The organism is Paenibacillus sp. J31R30, from assembly GCF_059692115.1.
Genome location: NZ_JCAUAV010000001.1, coordinates 1,071,030 through 1,088,421 on the forward strand (window position 1 = coordinate 1,071,030; position 17,392 = coordinate 1,088,421).

General features: G+C 43.6%; 20 protein-coding genes, 1 tRNA gene and 1 pseudogene. 14 read left to right on the plus strand and 8 right to left on the minus strand.

What is annotated here, in order from left to right; all coding sequences use genetic code 11:
• Nucleotides 1–9 precede the first annotated feature (9 nt).
• On the plus strand, nucleotides 10–1,437 hold the full coding sequence (locus tag AC58QO_RS03930; protein WP_497263980.1) for a sensor histidine kinase: 1,428 nt from the start codon (nucleotides 10–12) through the stop codon (nucleotides 1,435–1,437).
• Between the two features lie 17 nt (nucleotides 1,438–1,454).
• Nucleotides 1,455–2,150, plus strand: a complete 696-nt coding sequence (locus tag AC58QO_RS03935; protein WP_497263981.1) for a response regulator transcription factor — start codon at nucleotides 1,455–1,457, stop codon at nucleotides 2,148–2,150.
• Nucleotides 2,151–2,222: 72 nt separating this feature from the next.
• Here AC58QO_RS03935 and AC58QO_RS03940 read toward each other — a convergent pair whose 3' ends face one another.
• Entirely contained in the window at nucleotides 2,223–3,845 is a 1,623-nt protein-coding gene (locus AC58QO_RS03940; RefSeq protein ID WP_497263982.1) for an ATP-binding protein, read from the minus strand.
• A 185-nt stretch (nucleotides 3,846–4,030) separates the two neighbouring features.
• Here AC58QO_RS03940 and AC58QO_RS03945 point away from each other — a divergent pair, with 185 nt between their 5' ends.
• From AC58QO_RS03945 to AC58QO_RS03955, 3 genes are all read left to right on the plus strand, one after another.
• Nucleotides 4,031–4,309: a DUF2277 domain-containing protein gene (locus AC58QO_RS03945; RefSeq protein ID WP_497263983.1), complete on the plus strand. Its 279-nt coding sequence runs from the start codon at nucleotides 4,031–4,033 to the stop codon at nucleotides 4,307–4,309.
• A gap of 131 nt (nucleotides 4,310–4,440) precedes the next feature.
• Nucleotides 4,441–5,184: a DUF1906 domain-containing protein gene (locus tag AC58QO_RS03950; RefSeq protein WP_497263984.1), complete on the plus strand. Its 744-nt coding sequence runs from the start codon at nucleotides 4,441–4,443 to the stop codon at nucleotides 5,182–5,184.
• Between the two features lie 82 nt (nucleotides 5,185–5,266).
• Nucleotides 5,267–6,013, plus strand: a complete 747-nt coding sequence (locus tag AC58QO_RS03955) for a stalk domain-containing protein (RefSeq protein ID WP_497263985.1) — start codon at nucleotides 5,267–5,269, stop codon at nucleotides 6,011–6,013.
• A gap of 49 nt (nucleotides 6,014–6,062) precedes the next feature.
• Here AC58QO_RS03955 and AC58QO_RS03960 read toward each other — a convergent pair whose 3' ends face one another.
• Entirely contained in the window at nucleotides 6,063–7,202 is a 1,140-nt protein-coding gene (locus AC58QO_RS03960; protein ID WP_497263986.1) for a hypothetical protein, read from the minus strand.
• A 185-nt stretch (nucleotides 7,203–7,387) separates the two neighbouring features.
• On the opposite strand from AC58QO_RS03960, the gene AC58QO_RS03965 reads away from it, so the two are divergent.
• The 3 genes and pseudogenes from AC58QO_RS03965 to AC58QO_RS03975 form a co-directional block, all read left to right on the plus strand.
• The gene (locus AC58QO_RS03965; RefSeq protein ID WP_497263987.1) at nucleotides 7,388–8,218 is read left to right on the plus strand and encodes an alpha/beta hydrolase family protein; all 831 of its coding nucleotides are present in this window, start codon (nucleotides 7,388–7,390) and stop codon (nucleotides 8,216–8,218) included.
• Nucleotides 8,219–8,399: 181 nt separating this feature from the next.
• Nucleotides 8,400–10,406: a methyl-accepting chemotaxis protein gene (locus AC58QO_RS03970; RefSeq protein WP_497263988.1), complete on the plus strand. Its 2,007-nt coding sequence runs from the start codon at nucleotides 8,400–8,402 to the stop codon at nucleotides 10,404–10,406.
• A gap of 490 nt (nucleotides 10,407–10,896) precedes the next feature.
• Nucleotides 10,897–11,040, plus strand: a pseudogene (locus tag AC58QO_RS03975) (hypothetical protein); the annotation flags it as partial.
• Between the two features lie 257 nt (nucleotides 11,041–11,297).
• On the opposite strand, the gene AC58QO_RS03980 reads toward AC58QO_RS03975, so the two are convergent.
• Entirely contained in the window at nucleotides 11,298–11,915 is a 618-nt protein-coding gene (locus tag AC58QO_RS03980; protein WP_497263989.1) for a hypothetical protein, read from the minus strand.
• A gap of 392 nt (nucleotides 11,916–12,307) precedes the next feature.
• Here AC58QO_RS03980 and AC58QO_RS03985 point away from each other — a divergent pair, with 392 nt between their 5' ends.
• A complete protein-coding gene (locus AC58QO_RS03985; RefSeq protein WP_497263990.1) occupies nucleotides 12,308–12,658 on the plus strand; it encodes a tyrosine-type recombinase/integrase in 351 nt (116 codons plus the stop codon).
• A gap of 91 nt (nucleotides 12,659–12,749) precedes the next feature.
• Here AC58QO_RS03985 and AC58QO_RS03990 read toward each other — a convergent pair.
• Nucleotides 12,750–12,822, minus strand: a tRNA-Val gene (locus tag AC58QO_RS03990).
• Nucleotides 12,823–13,180: 358 nt separating this feature from the next.
• Between AC58QO_RS03990 and AC58QO_RS03995 the strand changes: the two genes are divergently transcribed.
• Nucleotides 13,181–13,375, plus strand: a complete 195-nt coding sequence (locus tag AC58QO_RS03995) for a hypothetical protein (RefSeq protein WP_028558119.1) — start codon at nucleotides 13,181–13,183, stop codon at nucleotides 13,373–13,375.
• A 46-nt stretch (nucleotides 13,376–13,421) separates the two neighbouring features.
• On the opposite strand, the gene AC58QO_RS04000 is transcribed toward AC58QO_RS03995, so the two are convergent.
• From AC58QO_RS04000 to AC58QO_RS04010, 3 genes are all read right to left on the minus strand, one after another.
• Nucleotides 13,422–13,712: a hypothetical protein gene (locus AC58QO_RS04000; protein ID WP_497263991.1), complete on the minus strand. Its 291-nt coding sequence runs from the start codon at nucleotides 13,710–13,712 to the stop codon at nucleotides 13,422–13,424.
• A gap of 201 nt (nucleotides 13,713–13,913) precedes the next feature.
• Nucleotides 13,914–14,123: an alpha/beta-type small acid-soluble spore protein gene (locus AC58QO_RS04005; RefSeq protein ID WP_497263992.1), complete on the minus strand. Its 210-nt coding sequence runs from the start codon at nucleotides 14,121–14,123 to the stop codon at nucleotides 13,914–13,916.
• Between the two features lie 151 nt (nucleotides 14,124–14,274).
• Complete coding sequence (locus tag AC58QO_RS04010; RefSeq protein WP_497263993.1) at nucleotides 14,275–14,433, minus strand: hypothetical protein; 159 nt, start codon at nucleotides 14,431–14,433, stop codon at nucleotides 14,275–14,277.
• Between the two features lie 287 nt (nucleotides 14,434–14,720).
• On the opposite strand from AC58QO_RS04010, the gene AC58QO_RS04015 reads away from it, so the two are divergent.
• The 3 genes from AC58QO_RS04015 (at nucleotide 14,721) to AC58QO_RS04025 (ending at nucleotide 16,334) form a co-directional block, all read left to right on the plus strand.
• Nucleotides 14,721–15,047: a hypothetical protein gene (locus AC58QO_RS04015; RefSeq protein ID WP_497263994.1), complete on the plus strand. Its 327-nt coding sequence runs from the start codon at nucleotides 14,721–14,723 to the stop codon at nucleotides 15,045–15,047.
• Nucleotides 15,048–15,223: 176 nt separating this feature from the next.
• A complete protein-coding gene (locus tag AC58QO_RS04020; protein ID WP_497263995.1) occupies nucleotides 15,224–15,775 on the plus strand; it encodes a superoxide dismutase family protein in 552 nt (183 codons plus the stop codon).
• A gap of 22 nt (nucleotides 15,776–15,797) precedes the next feature.
• Entirely contained in the window at nucleotides 15,798–16,334 is a 537-nt protein-coding gene (locus tag AC58QO_RS04025; protein ID WP_497263996.1) for a hypothetical protein, read from the plus strand.
• Nucleotides 16,335–16,406: 72 nt separating this feature from the next.
• On the opposite strand, the gene AC58QO_RS04030 is transcribed toward AC58QO_RS04025, so the two are convergent.
• Entirely contained in the window at nucleotides 16,407–16,832 is a 426-nt protein-coding gene (locus tag AC58QO_RS04030; protein ID WP_497263997.1) for a CBS domain-containing protein, read from the minus strand.
• A gap of 98 nt (nucleotides 16,833–16,930) precedes the next feature.
• On the opposite strand from AC58QO_RS04030, the gene AC58QO_RS04035 reads away from it, so the two are divergent.
• Complete coding sequence (locus AC58QO_RS04035) at nucleotides 16,931–17,389, plus strand: divergent PAP2 family protein (RefSeq protein ID WP_497263998.1); 459 nt, start codon at nucleotides 16,931–16,933, stop codon at nucleotides 17,387–17,389.
• The last annotated feature ends 3 nt before the right edge of the window (nucleotides 17,390–17,392 follow it).

Below are 17,392 nucleotides of genomic sequence, written 5' to 3' on the forward strand. Positions count from 1 at the left end.
GGAATCTACATGCGCTTAACGAAACGATTTTTCACGATGAATATGTTGGCTGTGCTGCTTTCCATTGGTTTGACGATCCTGGCTGTCACTATTTTTGTTGCCACTTATACAAAAGTTTTTGGCCGCGAAGCGGGTGTGAAGGAGTTTCAACATGCATTCGAGGTCAGGGCAGCGATCAGTGAGATCAAAAGAGGGGCGCAGACCTTGGGGTTCGAGCAGCTGTTGGATAAGAAATATCAACAAGAGCTCTCAGATCGCGTGAACGTTTTGAATGCAAGTGCGATCATTTTAGTCAATAGAGAGGTAATGTACGCTTCTCAAAATTTCAATAAGATGGATATCGAGAAGATCCTAATGCTGTCCGGTGAAAGGTCTAATTCCGATGAGATAGAGCTTGATAGCAAAACATATATGTTTAACCGGGCGGATTACAAACTTTCGTCTGGTGATACGGGAATTCTGTTGTTGCTTGCGCCAATTAAGGTAAAAACAAGCTTATATGTGATACTTGGCATTTTTACGTTCAGTTTTTTCACGGTTGTTTTTTTGCTAATGAATACTTGGATTTCATATAAGTTCTCACGCAGCATTATCAGACCGATCTCCCGATTAAAGGATGCCGCGGTAAAAATTAGGGAAGGTGATCTAAGCGGCGAGATTTCCGAGGAAGGCGAAGGCGAAATTCAAGAATTAGGCAGAACCTTGGAATTGATGCGGATCAAGTTGAAGGAGTCTGTCTATTTGCAGCAAAAATATGATGATAACAGGAAGTTTTTAGTTTCAAGTATTTCGCATGACTTAAAGACACCTGTGACTTCTATAAAAGGTTATATCGAAGGAATTATCGATGGGGTAGCGAAGACGCCTGAGAAAATGGAAGAGTATCTGGAAACTGCCCGATCCAAGGCTATTTTGGTAAATGCGATGATTGATGATCTTCTCTTATATTCTAAACTCGATTTGAACCAGCTGCCTTACCATTTTGAAAAGAGTGATTTGGCGAGTTATTTCGAGGATTGCGTCACGGATCATAAATATGAGTGTGAAAAAGCAAATGTATCGATAGCATTAATCAATGAATTAATGGAGCCTGTCAAAGTATTAATTGATCGTGAAAGATTAAAGAGAGTCGTGCAAAATACGCTTGAAAATGCGATCACGCATGCAGACAAGGCATCTGGAAAGATTGAGATTATCCTAAGAGAAACTAGAACATCTGCTATAATTGAAATTAAAGACAATGGACAAGGAATACCTGAGGACAAGCTTCCCTTTATATTTGAACGATTTTATCAGGTAGACCCTTCAAGAAAGAGCGGCAGTGGATTAGGTCTTGCTATCGCTAAGCAAATCATTGAAGGGCACGAAGGGAAAATATGGGCTAAAAGCGTTGTAGGTGAGGGAACTGGGATCATGATATCTCTTAAGAAGTTCTAACATGTCTGGAGGTTATGATGAGTAGAATTTTGATTGTTGAAGATGACCAAAGTATTGCCAATCTGCAGAAGGATTATCTGGAGTTGAGCGGATACTCGGTTAAAATCGTGAACAGCGGCATAGAGGGTTTGAGAGCGCTGAAAGAGGACGGATTTCAACTTGTGATCTTAGATATCATGCTGCCGGATATGGATGGGTTTGAAGTGTTGAGAACGGTACGTGAACAGGATGATATTCCAGTGCTTTTGGTATCAGCGAGAGCAGAGGAAATTTATAAAATAAATGGTTTAGGCCTCGGTGCGGACGATTATATAACTAAGCCTTTCAGCTCGGGTGAGCTGGTAGCACGGGTTGGTGCCCATCTGAAAAAGTTCGAGCGGATGAAAGAACGGTTTGGGAAGGGCAATGAAGGAAGCACGATTCAAATTAGGGGCCTTGAGATTCAAAAGGATGCAAGAAGAGTGTTTATGAACGGAAATGAAGTTGTCCTAGCTCAAAAGGAATTTGACTTGCTTCTGTTCCTTTTACAGCATCCTAATCGCGTATTCGGCAAGGAAGAGCTTTTTGAGCGGATCTGGGGGATGGATGCGATGAGCGACGCGTCTACAGTGACGGTTCATATTGCCAGAATCAGAGAGAAAATCGAGGAAATCCCATCTAAGCCCCAGTACATTGGTACGGTTTGGGGATCCGGGTATAGATTTATGGTTTAAGGTGTAAAGAAGTATAAGCCCAGGGATGTTCTCCCTCGGGCTTTATTTGGGTTCAATAATTGAGCCAAATCCTCAGCTTGTCAACGGTAACCTAATCTCAATCGAGGTTCCTTCATTTACCTTACTTCGATATGTAATACTGCCATGGTGTTGTTTAATAATCTTGTGACTGATCATGAGACCGAGCCCTGTGCCCTTTTCTTTCAAGGTATAAAAAGGCTGACCCAAACGAGGTAGCAGCTCCTCGGGTATCCCGCAACCTTGATCTTTTACTAAAACGATACACTCATTTTCCGTTTCTTTGTGTAAGCTAATATGAATCTCCCCGCCATTAGGCATGGACTCTATGGCGTTCTTCAAAATATTGAGAAAGACCTGCTTTAATTGATTTTTTTCACAGGTGATTGGTAAAGTTGGCTCCACGCAAAACAGTTTAAATTCAATATTACGCAAAAGTGCCTGTGGTGAGAGAAACTCTACGGTATAAACAATCAAATCTTTAATATCCGTATGGATAAGTTGAACAGCTTGGGGTTTGGCCAAAGAAAGAAGTTCGCTCGTAATGGTCTCAATACGTTCCAGCTCACTTAGGAGCAGATCATTATACTTGATCGATGGATTCTCCCTTTTGTAAATCTGAAGAAATCCTTTGATGGTTGTGAGGGGATTGCGAATTTCATGTGCCACGCCTGCCGCCATCTCCCCGACAATGGAGAGCTTCTCTGACTGCAAAAGGAATTCTTCTGCTTTTTTGCGTTCGGAGATATCTCGACTGATAATAACGATATGATCAATAGTACCTCCATCTCCCTTAACCGGCATACAGTGGGATTCAAATTCGATCCAACGGCCTTCTTTGTGTTTTAACCGAAATTCCAAGGCGTGCGATTCCATATTCTCAAACATTCTATTTATGGTAGATCTAAACATGTCCAAATCATCTGGATGAACGAACTTACATAATTCAGTTGCTTCCAATTGGGAGCCTTGATACCCCAGTACGACCTCATTGGAAGGAGAAAAGTAACTGAGCGAATGATCTTTATCCATAACCATGATCAGGTCAGAGGTATTCTCAGCGATTAGCCGATATTTGGACTCACTTGCTTCAAGTGTCTTCTCGATGTGCTTTTTTTCTGTGATGGTTCTACGCAGTCTCTCATTGGATTCAATGAGCAAGCCCCCCAAGATGACACCTAACATCACAAACAATATATACTGCAGGTGAAAAAGTGGCTTATCTAATAAAATATGAAAAGAAAATACGGTGACCACATAGAGTGAAATGTAGGCACCAAATAGGGCAAGGCTTCTTTTTAGTGGTTTGAGATAGGAGATATACGCCTGTAAGACAGAGAATACAATCATGATTAATGCCCAGCCCACTATAGCTGGCGGCCAATTCCCACCTGAATATAGCCTTGCAAGTAAGGAGAAAAAACCAGTAATCAATCCGGCCACCGGACCTAGATAGGCAAAAACTAGAATGACAGGGGCATATCGGATGTCGTAAGAAAATCCTTGCTGTTTAACAGATAAAAAGACGAGGAGAATTGAAACAAGCCCGCCGTAAATACCCACCCAAAGGTGCAATTTCTTAAGCGGTTGTTGGTTAATGTACGATCGGATTACTAAAGGTGTACTAACAAAGAGTGAAAAAATGGAGAGATTAACAATGTAGTCAAATATAAACAATTTACCTCACCCGTATCTAGTTATTATCATTCTACTACTCTTCTATCATAAACCTGAGGGGTCACGATTTCCATATAATTCTTATGATTAATACTTTTGGAAAATCAACGAATTGGTAATGTGCGCAATCTTGTAAAAACACCTTACATCTATTATATTGGATAAAAAGTCCGAAGGAGTACACTATGTGCCGAAATATAAAACCGCTTTTCAACTATGAACCGACAGTGACGGAAGATGAAGTTCGAGCGGCGTCCCTGCAGTTTGTTCGCAAGATCTCTGGGTTTACGGAGCCTTCCAAAGCGAATGAAGCTGCATTCCAGCAGGCTGTTCAAGATGTTGCTGTGGCCGCTCAAAAGCTATTGGATTCCTTGGTAACTCATGCTGAGCCCCGCAATCGTGAGGTCGAAGCGCAGCGAGCGAAAGAACGGAATGCGATCCGCTTTGGTACGAAAGAAGCTTAAGGAAAGGGCTTTTCTCTCCGGAGAGAAGCCTTTTTACGTGCCCGAAAACAAGCCTCTAGTTGCCCGTTGGTGTCGGATGGTACTCTATTTGCATAAACTATGACTACTAAATGGAAAGTAGGTGATTGCAAGTGACGAAAGGGTTTGATTGTTCAACACCGCTAACGGCACAAAAAGCGGCTGCTTTCGTCGGACAAGGATATACATTTGTCGCCAGATATTTGGTGCCAAGTGGTGCAAAGTCATTAACGAAATCAGAGGCAGACGCAATTAGTGGTGCTGGCTTACAGCTGGTTTCTGTGTTTGAGACAACAGCGAGTCGTGCGCTTGGCGGAAGGAATGCCGGCTTGGCTGACGGGGCCACGGCCTTACAAGTTGCAGCGAGAGTAGGTCAGCCGGAAGGCAGCTGTATTTATTTTGCTGTTGATTTTGATGTTTCAGCTGCTCAAATGCCAACGGTCATAGCTTATATTAAAGCTGCCAGTGAGGCTACTCCAGCGTTTACAACAGGGGTGTACGGCTCTTACGCTGTGATGGAGGCTGTGAAAGCTGCAGGTGCTTGCTCCCATTTCTGGCAAACCTATGCGTGGAGCGCAGGGAAGAAATCGACGTTCATTCAGATTTATCAATATTTAAATGATGTGGTTGTGAATAGTATTGCGATTGATCATGATGAATCTTATGGGAATGAAGGGTGGTGGAATACACTTGTTCTGCCAGAACCGCCTAGCTATCCGCTAAGTGTGAATGATGCTAATGCGATTATTCCATTTTTGTCTGCTGGCTATATGGCAACATCCTCGGTACCAGCACAAGAAGAGTTCCATCGTCTTGCGAATGAATTGCGTAAGGCATCGGGTCAACCTTTGCAATAATTGAGAAGTAAAGTAAACCGAATCCTCTTTCGGTACGTATACTCTATGAGTAGAAGAACTAGACTGAAGGAGGATTTTGGTTATGAAAAAAAGTATAGGTGCATTAGTGGTCAGTTTGGGTTTGCTTCTAACCGGAATTGTTCCCGCTACTGCACAGGATCATGGGATGGTCATGCCGATGGGAACAGTGGCCTATGAACAACCAACGAAATCGGATATGAAGATCACACTGGATGGTAAAGCAATGGCACTAGATGAATCATACTTGATTGATAATTCTTTGTTTGTCCCATATCGTGCTTTTGCAGAAGGAATTGGTGGGGAAGTCGGTTATGATGCGAGTAGCCAAATGGTTACCGTGAAAAAAGGTGCCAAAACCGTCAAACTCATGATTGGATCTCCTGAAGCTGAAGTAGATGGATCAAAAGTGACGATGGTTGGTCCAGCGCAGTTAATTAACAGTTCTACTTTTGTTCATTCTCGGTTTCTGGCTGAAGTATTCGGAGTCGTGGTGCAATATGATCCTGCAACCAGATCTGTGAACTTAATTACGGGAGATTCCGGACAGAAAGTTGGCAAAACCTACTACATAAATATCGAAGGATTCGCGTATAGCGATAGTGATTTGAAGGTTGAAGCGGGATCCACGATTGTATTTACGAATAAAGACAAGGTTAAGCATAATGCTGTCGCTGATGATGGCAGCTTCAAAACATCACTGCTCGGTACGGGGGAATCTGAAAGTATTACACTTTCAAACCCTGGTGTGTATACGTATTTCTGTGAACCACATAAGGATTTCATGACAGGCAAAATCACGGTAAAATAAAAAATAAAGCCCGGCTGCTCTGGATGAATCCAAAGTGGCCAGGCTTTATTTATTGGATATCCGCGCTGCGGATGTACCACCGATTCTGCAGTGAGGCACGTTCAAGATGAAACAGCACGCGGCGACTCGACACCGCGTTAGCTCTAGCGGCTGTCATCGTCACGTCGACAGCGGTATCGAGCTGAAGGAGCTGGGACACATCCTGCTCCTTGAACTTGGACAGGCGGCGCATGCTTCGCACGTGCATCGCCTGTTCTTGCCCTGTGGTGACCTGCAGCAGCTGCAGGTCACCTTGATGTGCGGCGCTGATCCATACGTCGATCAGCGCCCAGGGCGAGAGCTTGCTGACGTAGTCCAGCAGCAAGCCTGCCGCTCGGTGCACCATGACTTGGTGCGCCGGGTCCATGGAGCGGGAGCCGTGGGTCACGCTCCCGAGGAAGTGAATACAGAAATGACCGTTGAAGTCATTTCCGGGTATACCATCACCGCCATGCGGCATGCCGTGCATGGAGGCGGCGAGCGTGCGGCCATTGAGCTTCACTAGGACCGCTCTGCGGTCCCAACTCCACTTGCCGCCATAAATGCTCTTGAGCGTCGCGGAGTCGGTTTTGGTGAGCGGCTGCACATCCGCATGATGGGAGCCCGCGCGACGCTGCCCTTCGAAGCTAAGGCCGCTCTCTACATCGAGGACGGTAAAGGAACTATACTTGGGAAGCACAAGACTTGCTTCCTCCCAGGTCAGCAGCTCGCCGTAATGCTTAGCGCGGAGAGCTTGAACTTGTGTGCGAAGCGTCTCCTGCGCTTTGCTTGATAGCTGGATGATTTGCTTTCCAGCCAAATCGATAATCTCAGCAGTTGGCGTCACGCCTAACAGTACGGATTCACCGTTTTTGACATAGCGGAGTGTGGTGTCCGGCAACAGTGGTTCTAGATAAGGATTTCCAGCTATGCCGGCTTCCAACGCTCGATGCAAGGTTTTATCTACAAAAGACGCCTCTGTTTGATAGTTAGCTCGAGAAGATGATTTAACGAGCAATTGAATCGTATCGGAATCCGTGGATACTTTCTGATGATGTGGGATGATGCTCTCGGCCTGAGTACTTGTACCAATCCATTGACTCCAAAGGAGGACAAGAAGGAAAGTGACAAGTAATTGTCGCTGCCTGATCTGAGATCGCTTTGAAAACATGTGCGTGAGGGCTTCCTCCTTATTCTTCTAGGTATATGGCCATAGCTAAGTGTTTACTAATTTGCATGATTTTATAAAGCTGGTTGTAGTACGCACTGTACCTCCCATACTCCAGTTAGATTGTGATAAAATAACAAAAGTATACGAATGAAAGATCGATTTGGAACGAAAGGAAGGGATCTAAGATGGAAGAATCTAAGGGCATACCTTTTGAATTACATATTTCTGACCAACGTGTTGTGCGAGGCGATATCTACAAAGCCAAAACCCAACCAAGTAAAGGTACATTACTTCTGTGTCACGGTTATAAAGGCTTCAAGAACTGGGGGATGTTTCCTCATGTGGCTAAAGAATTAGCAGAAGTCGTGGATGTCGTTGCATTGAATTTCTCCAATAACGGGGTTGGCGAAAACTTAATGGATTTTACGGAGCTTGAAAAGTTCGCTCGTGCTACCTATTCAAGGGATCTTGAGGACTTACAGGCTATCATTGCTGATGTTCACAATCAAAGTGCTAGTACGAAACCCATCCTATTGCTAGGGCATAGCAGAGGGGCTGGTGTGAGCTTGATCTACGCGTTAGATCATCCTGAGGAGATAGCCGGCGTTATCAGCTGGAATGGCATCGCCCATGTGGATTTGCTAACACCTGAGAATAAGGCGGAGATGAGGTCCACAGGCCGCTCCTACATCTTAAATGGACGAACGAAGCAGATGATGCCGCTTGATCTAGAGATTCTTGAAGATATGGAACGAAATCAAGAGAGATTTGATATTGTCAGTCGAGTGAGTGAGGCTACTTTTCCGATAACACTTATACAAGGGACAGCGGATGGGGAACGGGGCATTAGAGGCTCTGAGAAATTGGTTGCTGCCAATTCAGCTATTCAATGGGTGAGAATTCCAGAGGGGAACCATACCTTTGGTAGTGTTCATCCGTTCCAGGGTGAGACAGAGCCTTTGAGAGAGGCAATTATTGAAACGAAACGAGCGATACAAAGCATGCTGAATTTGTGAAAGTGTCGAGTTATTGGCTTTCTGGGAGTAGATCATTCTACTTCTGGAAAGCTTTTTTAGTGTGATTGACTGACAACTTCTAACAAAGTGTCGAACGATAACGTTTTTTTGCAGGAATTTGTTGGAAGACAGCGAAGTGGAACATTTAGGATCAATGAATCTACAGAAAAGGGAGAGCAAGATGGCATTCAAATCGATCAAGCACAAAATTATTTGGCCCTTAATGGTCGTGTTGTTTGGCGTGTCCGTAGGGACAGCGACAATTACGTATCAGCAGACGGCTGAAAGTCTTCATGAAAAAGGTTTTACGACACTAGAAACAGCTAGAATTGGCATCGAAAACGCTATAATTGCGAGAAAGACAACAGAAAGTGTAATGGAGAAGGAGATGGTTGGACAAGCAGCCCTTCTGTCGTATATGTACGAAAAGATTCCGATGAACTATAAGCAAGCTGTCGAAATAGCTGAGCGTTCCGGTATTGATGAGTTTTGGATTACCAATGCACAAGGACAGTTGGTCCTGACGAATGCAGGCGAAAAGATTGATTTCAACTTTGGTGCTGATCCTAAAAATCAAGCCTTTGAGTTTATGGATTTAATTTCCGGTAAGCAAAAAATAGTAACACAACCGGCCCAACAGCGAAGTGTTGATCCTAAGGTGTATAAGTACGTCGGTGTGACCGGTTGGTCATCTCCACGGATTGTACAAACGGGAAGAGACGGAGCCACGTTAACTGAACTCGATGGTAAAATAGGAGCGAAGCCGGTGCTGACACAATTAAAATCGGAGCTTGGCGGAGATGTGCTATTCGCGGGAGTCGTTGATTCCACGGGTAAACTCGTTGCCTCATCCGATGATGCTATTACGCAGTTAGACGCGAAGCTGCTGGACTCTCTTAACGTGAGTCTCACAGGGGACCACAAAGCGTACTTGACGATGTCGCACAATGGTACGAAAGCCAAGTATTACTTTAGAGCGTTGTCGACGGGTCAAGTGCTTGTACTGGCACTGTCGGAGCAAGTCTTAACAAACTTCTTTTATACGATATGTATTGCCACAGTGGCAGGCTTACTGATTGCATGGGCGGTATTGTTTTACATTGTTAGTCGCCAGTTCAAAAGGCTGGAGAGACTGCAATCAGCCATGGTTGCGATCGCTCAAGGGGATGGAGATTTAACGAGAAGGCTTCCTGATTCATCGATGGATGAAATCGGCAGACTGTCGACTGCGACAAATCAATTTATCGAGAAAATTCATGTGATCGTCAAGGATGTTAAACAATCTGCAAGTTGGAGTAAAGGCAATGCCGATCATATCAAAGATTCTATGAAACAAACAAATACGATTTCATATGAAATTAATACAACGATCCACGAATTGGCAACAGCCGCTTCGAGTCAGGCAGAAGTCGTAGAGGATGGGTTGAGGGGCGTACATGAACTAGCGGAATTGATAGACGATACGAAGGAACACGTTCAACTTCTACATAATCATAGTGCGATTATTCGCGAGAAGGAAGCGCAAGGCGCTGAAACGATGCGAGCGATGATCGAGTTGATCCGCAATAACGTCACCGTGACCAAAGATGTAGAGTCCAGCGTAAGCCAACTTATGCATGATATTGACGCTATCAAAGAAATGGTCACCACAATTCACATCATCTCGAGACAAACGAATTTACTAGCGCTTAACGCTTCGATTGAGGCAGCGAGGGCTGGAGAACATGGCCGCGGATTCGCCGTAGTGGCTGCTGAGGTGAGGACTCTTTCTGTTCAAGCAGGCGAGGCATCGGAACATATTCAGACCTTGATTGAGAACGTTTTGCATTCTGCACAGCAAACATCAGCAGCGATGGAGCAGTCTCTTCATATCGTTGGCTCGCAAGAAGAGAACGCAGGACAGACATCGGATACATTTGATTTCATTCATACCTCGTTGCAGCAAATCCATGAATCTATCGAAAAGATTACTGGAGATATGGCGCATGTCGATAACCATAAAAACAAAATTGTAGGCTTTATCGAGCTTTCCTCCGCGAGTTCCGAAGAAACGGCAGCTAGTTCCGAGGAAGTTTTGGCCAACGTAGAGACGCTGGGACAAATGTTCGATCGTGTACATAAAGAATCCATCGAGCTTCATGATCAGATGACAAGCTTGCAAGAAGTTGTTGAACGATTTAAGGTGTAATGTTGATTGAAAAAGAACCCTGTGAGGGGTTCTTTTTGCGTGTTCTCTTAGCGAACCCCGCCTTCTTTAGAATGTATCCACTGGATGTCTTTCACTTCTAGGATGTTAGGAAATTGCATTATAAATCGCCCCTTTTTGAATTCGATGGGGAATAATAACGCGTCAAAAATAAGTTGTGACACCTAGTTTGCAAACTTGTGAAACTATTACACACACGTACTAGGCATTTCCATGAAATGTCCCGAGATGTTTACGGTGTTCACCTTGGGATTCCAGGCAGTTACGTGTCAGAAATTGAAAGGGGCAACCGTAGGCTTACCCCGGCAATAGCTGAACGGTCAAAGGTAAATTTTACTTTGGGTGACGTAACGGAAGAACGCTGCTATGCACTGATCCCACATCTGATACGTCGCGAAGTCTATGGTGAGGATAGTAGAAGAAGGAGGAGTCTGCTATGACCAAACTTCTAAAGTAAGGTGAGCTCACGGCAGAACAGCTTCAGGCTGCTGAATTCTTGTGCGTTCCTGGACGTTCAGGAATGACCTACGAGGAAATTGCTTCCGAGGTTGGCATATCACCCAAACAGATGCGTAGGTGGCGTACAGAACCACAGTTCCAACGGTACGTCCAATAAAGAAATTTGGCACTAGTTGGGGAAGTTCTTCCTGACATCATGCAGGCTGTGGTAGACCGTGCTTTACAAGGTTCGGGCCCCATTGGGCTTCTTCTTTAGACCCCAACCACCACCCCTGCCATACCCCCTTTCAGCCACAGCAAGTGCCTCGGAAAAATGTGCAACAAAAATTAAACTTCCAAGGAAACCAATGGAAAAATAAAAAGACGCTCGAAAGTGATTCGAACGCCCAATTTGCTTTCTCATTTCCAGATACTTTAGACTTCTGCTGCTGTAAAAGTGATAGGTCCAACAACAGTCGGTCCAATTAAAGAAGTCTGCACGGTTAAGATATACGATACAGTTCCCAGAACTAGCGGATGGTCAACATGTGAAAAGTGGTTGAAAACATCATTTTCAAAGGAGCCACCTTCAATTTCGTAGCTAGCAGAGAAGATCTCTGTTCCAGCCACGACAGCATTTCTGTAAAATTTATAGATGAGTATACGACTACTTGGTTGCGAATTAACGCCAACCGTTGCATTTAACCAGACAGCAGTGTTCGCATTGGGAGTTAATTGAATTGTTGCCAGTGTCGTTTCTGCTGGAGTAACGGCGATGGGAATTGAGACTGCACCTGCTGTATTAGAAGGTGTCAACGTAAACGCTGCAAACGCGTTACCTGTTAGTGCAGTGGTACTTCCCGCACCAGCGGACACATTCACATTAACGACAGGGTTCCCCACATTGGATACCGTGTCAGTGTCAGTGTCGGTCTGTCCTTGTAATTGCCCTTGGGCTTGTCCTTGCTGTTGTTTTTGTTTCTGGTTGTTTACAAGGATTTCATATTTCTCCTTGTATTCCTTGTACTTCTTCTTGTAATCGTCGTCTCCCATGGAATCTCCACCTCTATATTCTATTGATTAGTCCCAAATTTTCAAATAATTTCCAGGGACTAAACTACTAATATCATATGAAAATTAGCAGAAAGCGAAGGGGCTATAACGCTGTGTTGTTAGCACATTTTGTAAGTCTTGTATTACAATAGACTTAGACTCCCAAACCATTGAAGACTATCAATAACCGTTAGTGAATCCCTGCAAGCACAGCGACCCATAACGCTTCTGACATTCAATCCATTTAGCAACGATGATGAAATTAGTGGAGGTGGATCAGCTAGAAAGACGGATCCAGTTGAAGTGTCTTACAGGAATGGCGTGGATCCTGTTTGCTGAGATTGTAGGGGCTAGGATTATGCTTAAACACCGTCAAGGCATTGGAGATTTTAGTGAACCACACAAGACTTGAAAAGCGTCAAACAGATTCATCGATGTATACGGACAATGATCTGGTCATTTGTACAACGCTTGGTACGCCAGTAACGCCTAGAAATCTAATGCGTACATTTTACCGGCTTACCGCCAAAGCTGAAGTAAGTCAGATCCGCTTCCATGATCTACGCCATAGTCACGCAACCATGTTATTAAAGGAGAACATCAATCCAAAAATTGTAGCTGGACGTCTTGGTTGGGCGAACGTGAATATGATGGACCGCTACGCACACGTATTACCAAATATGCAGAGGGATACAGCAGACACCTTTAGCAAGATGTTTTATAGCCAAAAGGTTGCCCAATAAGTAATAAGCATTCGCTCCAAAAGGCATTTTAGATACCTACATATAAAAATGGACAAGCAAAAACCCCTTGAATAACAAGGGGTTTAACGTATGACCTGTAGTGGGCTCGAACCACTGACCCCTACCCTGTCAAGATAGTGCTCTCCCAGCTGAGCTAACAAGTCGTTAATGGATACAGTTAGTAATATACCAAGTATTCAAGAGATTGTCAATTGTGGAGCGCTTACTTTTTCCTGTAAAAGAGCAATGTAACTAGCGCGGAGTAAGGCTTTCGCTTCTTTTTGGAACGTGGGAGAAAGGTAGTAGGCGAGTCTGTTTCTATCTCTGTATGCGAAGGTTTCGCAAGCAAAAGTGAAAGCTCATCTTCTGTAACACCAGGTGATGTCATATCTAGTTGCCAGCCTCTCTGGTAATGATTGTGAATCAAATGTACCATATCCATGCGATGTTTCCTAGTATTGCTTTCATCTTGCTCGAATTTATGGTAACTTGAGATCATTAGAGTTTGGGAGGAAAAAGGATATGACGAAACAACAACATCGTTGGAATTTGCGTTTGAAGAGTAGTAATGTGTATTTAGGTACTGTGTATTTGGGTGATCCACTACCAGAAGTGGAAGATGTGATCATGATCGGCGAGAAAAAATATACGATTCTTGAGCTTGGAAGCACACGTGATGCAAGTGATGTTTTTGTTGAAGAAGTAAAAAAGAAGTAATAAATGAATCGAAGGAGCCGATCTTAATTGATCTGCTCCTTCCTTTTTATGTAATGTGATATAAGGACGCGAGGCAAGCAACAAACATTTTATTATAATCTTCGCGGGACAAGTCTTTGCTACAAGCGATGTCTCTTCCTAAAAATTGAAACCAGGTGATTTCAGTAAGGTCTTTTTTGTACACAAACTTGTCGTGCTGAATAAGGAAGGTCTCATTTTCGAAAAAAGGTACGTTGTCAAATTGGAGGGCAGGTTCGTTCAGCTTTTCACTTACTAAGGTGGCTAATAAAATTAACATGCGGAAGGGATCACGGAAGATTTCATATTGCGTGGTCATCGTTTCAACACTCCTTTTTCGGGTAGAGGGGCAAGGTAATCATACTAAAACTAGAAGATCAATTATAGATGGTTGAGGAAACTGGTGAGGAAATTGAAGGAAAATCGGAGGAATTCGAAGGAAATAGAAAAAAGACTGAAGGTCACTCTAAGGAGGATCGAGTGATTCAGTCTTTTTTGAGCTTGCTCCTACATCAAAGGATTAGCGTTTGTAGCCGCCGAGAGATTGTTCAGCCATTTGCACTAATCTTTTTGTGATGTTGCCACCGATTGAGCCAGCATCACGTGTTGCTAAATTACCGTTGTAACCAGAAGGGGAGAGAGGGACACCAATTTCCTGAGCGACTTCAAACTTCATTTGGTCAAGTGCTGCCTTTGCTTGTTGTACGACTAAAGTGTTAGATCTAGCCATTCAAAATCATCTCCTTTTTTTTGGTACACCAGTATTATTTGAATGTTCAGAATATTTATACGCGAGTTTCAAAAAAATTTATTATAAAATCAATAAACCCCCAACGGTTAAGTTGAGGGGGATATTTTAAACTATTAAGATAGCGTTTTCATTATTCTTCGTCGGATTGTTCGCTTTCTTCCTCTGCAGCTGCTGCTTCTTCAATCGCTTCAGCGATCTCTTCTTCAGCCTCTTGACTCACCACTTCTTCAGTGGATTCAGCAGAGATTTCTTCTTCATTTTGTTGTACTACTTCTTCCTCTTGGCTCATTTTTGTCACCTCCTCTGATACGTATAGTAACATTGTAACAGCTTTACTAGGTTATACAAGTAGGTTGGAAGCCTCTTGAACAGATTTAATGCAATCTTAATTGGTTTGTCATTTTTTGTGGCGAAATAGCTGCGGAATAAGTCGGAAAAGCAAACAAAATCCGCTATTCTCGCGGCTTTCAGCGATTGTGCATGTTTTGTTTTTCTATGAATATAAATGAGGCTAAGAAGCAAATTTCATGATTTACTATGCTGAGTTTCTATGAAAACTCTTTAGGAGGAATCCGAATGAATCGGTCGGATGTAATTTTAGAGCTACAACTTGTACCTGAATTATTAAAACAAGCAGAAGCCATTTATGTCGATGCTGTATCTGAATTGAATTGGGCGAAGCATATGCTTCTATCCAAAGAGTATGAAGTGATTGGTGAAGGTCTTGTAACCGGGAAGAATGAACTTCAACGACAAGCAGAATTATGGCCGTACACGAAAGACTTACAGAAGCAGGTACTACAAATGGAAGATGCGGTTGAACATACGAAGGTTGAGTTCCACTTTTATAAAAGGAAATTAGAAAATCTTCAAATCATCGCCAAGCTCATGACCATATTATAATCATATCCAAGAGTAACAAAGAAGAAAGGCCTGCGATCGAAAGATGGCAGGTTTTTTGTTGTGCTTACGGAAGATTTTGAAAATTTGTTCGTTAAAATATGGTTACCGTGAAAGCCAGTTGTGCATCCTAAGGGTAGAATATACCAATGTGTGGTTTTACAGGAGGATTGTACACGATGAAATCAGTTCAATTAATGGTGACGGCTAGCTTGGGTCTTCTGATGTTGACAGGTTGTCAAGCAGCTAGAAGCACCTTAGTAGCAGAGGCCACTTCGCCTCCAGAAACGATCAGTATTACGCTTATTGGAGCCAACAACCAATCGGTAGGAACAGCGCAATTAACGGCCGTGAAGGAGGGTGTACAGCTGGATGTACAAGTCAGCGGACTATCTCCTGGTGTACATGGCTTCCACATTCATGAGAAGGGGAGTTGTGAAGCGCCGACGTTTGATTCGGCTGGAGCGCATTTGAATCCTCATAAAAAAGAACATGGCTTCTTGAATCCCAAAGGGGCGCATGCGGGAGATCTTCCGAATCTCATTGTGGATGCACAAGGAAATGGGAAGTTCAGCGCTGTTACGAAGGCGGTCGTATTAGATAAGGACAAGCCGAATTCGCTTTTTAGACCGGAAGGGTCTAGTTTGGTTGTTCACGAGAAGGCTGATGATCTGAAAACGGATCCATCCGGCAACTCAGGTAAGCGGATTGCTTGCGGTGCTGTGAAATAAGGGAAGGAAGGGTTTCGACAACATGATCAAAACACAGGATCTCAAGCTTCAAATGGATGAATTGACAAAACAAAATGATATGGTTTTGATTGAATTAGAGCAAGTCAAAAAGATGTTAATCTCAAGTGCGCAAGGCTCTCAAGGTTCACAGGGCTCACAAGGCTCACAAGACAACCAAGCGCAACAGAGTTCCTCAGGAAGCGGCGATGCCGCGCAAGATGAGTCAGCGAAGAATGCCTCTCAAAATCAAAGCCAAGATCAGAGCCAGGACCAAAGTAAAGATCAAGGAAAAGATAAAAGCCAAGGTCAGAATATGCAATCAGGCCAAGGCGATCCGAAGAATCAACAAGTAACGGATTTAGCGAATGAACTTTTGAAAATAAAAGATTTAGTTGTTAAACTCGAGCAAAAGACGTCGCAGTACGTGAGCAGTCAGTCTAATGGCTCGTTAACCGAGAAAGATGCCGTTAATCTCATCCTAACCCTAATGAATGGGATGGTCGACTGGGCAAGTGAATTTGTATCCTCCAAAGCTACCTCTAATGGCCAGCTGCAATAATGGCATGTTTGATAAAAAAAGGAACAAGGCTGAGATCAACTCAGCCTTGTTCCTTTTTCAATAAGTAATCAATTAGGACTGTACAGCTTTGGTTCTAAAGTTCATTTGCTTCGCGCAATATTCAATAATTTCGCTCCGTCGAACAATCCCGATAAATTTATCGGAATCATCTACGACAGGTACAAAGTTTTGTACTTTCGCCAAATCAATGAGATCCACCATATCTGCATGAATATGAACGGGTTTATTTTTAACTCGCAGAGGAACCTCTTCGAGCACATGACGGTGGGCATTCTCAAAGCCGATATGCTCTGAATTTTTAAGAAACCAAAGCAAATCCCCTTCGGTAACAGTTCCCACATAATGCCCCTCATCGGAAAGAATCGGAACAGCGGTATATCGATGATACTCCATGCGCTCCAACGTTTGTCGAAGGGTTGCTTGTGGAGTCGCGGTAATGACTTCGGATTTAGGTAATAGGAAAAAAGCGATATTCATCAGTAACACTCCTTACAAAGAATCAATGTGTCTAGTATAACAAACTTTGCGCATAGAATCTAAACCTGTGATGGATGCTAGTAGTGAGGTGAACGGAAATGAATCGAGCATTGACTACGGCTGTAATCGGTATTGGTGCCGCTCAAGCCATCAAAGTACCTTTAACGTATGTGTTCAGTAAAAAATGGGATTGGTCACAAGTAGTTCAAACAGGCGGCATGCCAAGCTCTCATTCATCAGGTGTTACGGCATTGGCGACATATATTGGGCTAAAAAGAGGCTTCTCTGCCATTGATTTTGCGGTGTGCTCCGTGTTCGGAGCTGTTGTCATGTATGATGCCATGGGCATCCGTAGATCGGCTGGTGAGATTGCGGTAGAAGTAAATGATCTAGATGAGCAGGTTGAACGAATAGCTCGCCAGCACCCCGGGTTGTATCATGCCAGAAGACGCAAAGCCTTGAAAGAACGATTAGGTCATTTACCTCGAGAGGTAGCAGTTGGTGCCCTATTAGGGTTTGCCATAGGTGCTTGCAGCTATTTATTGGATCGAAAATAAATG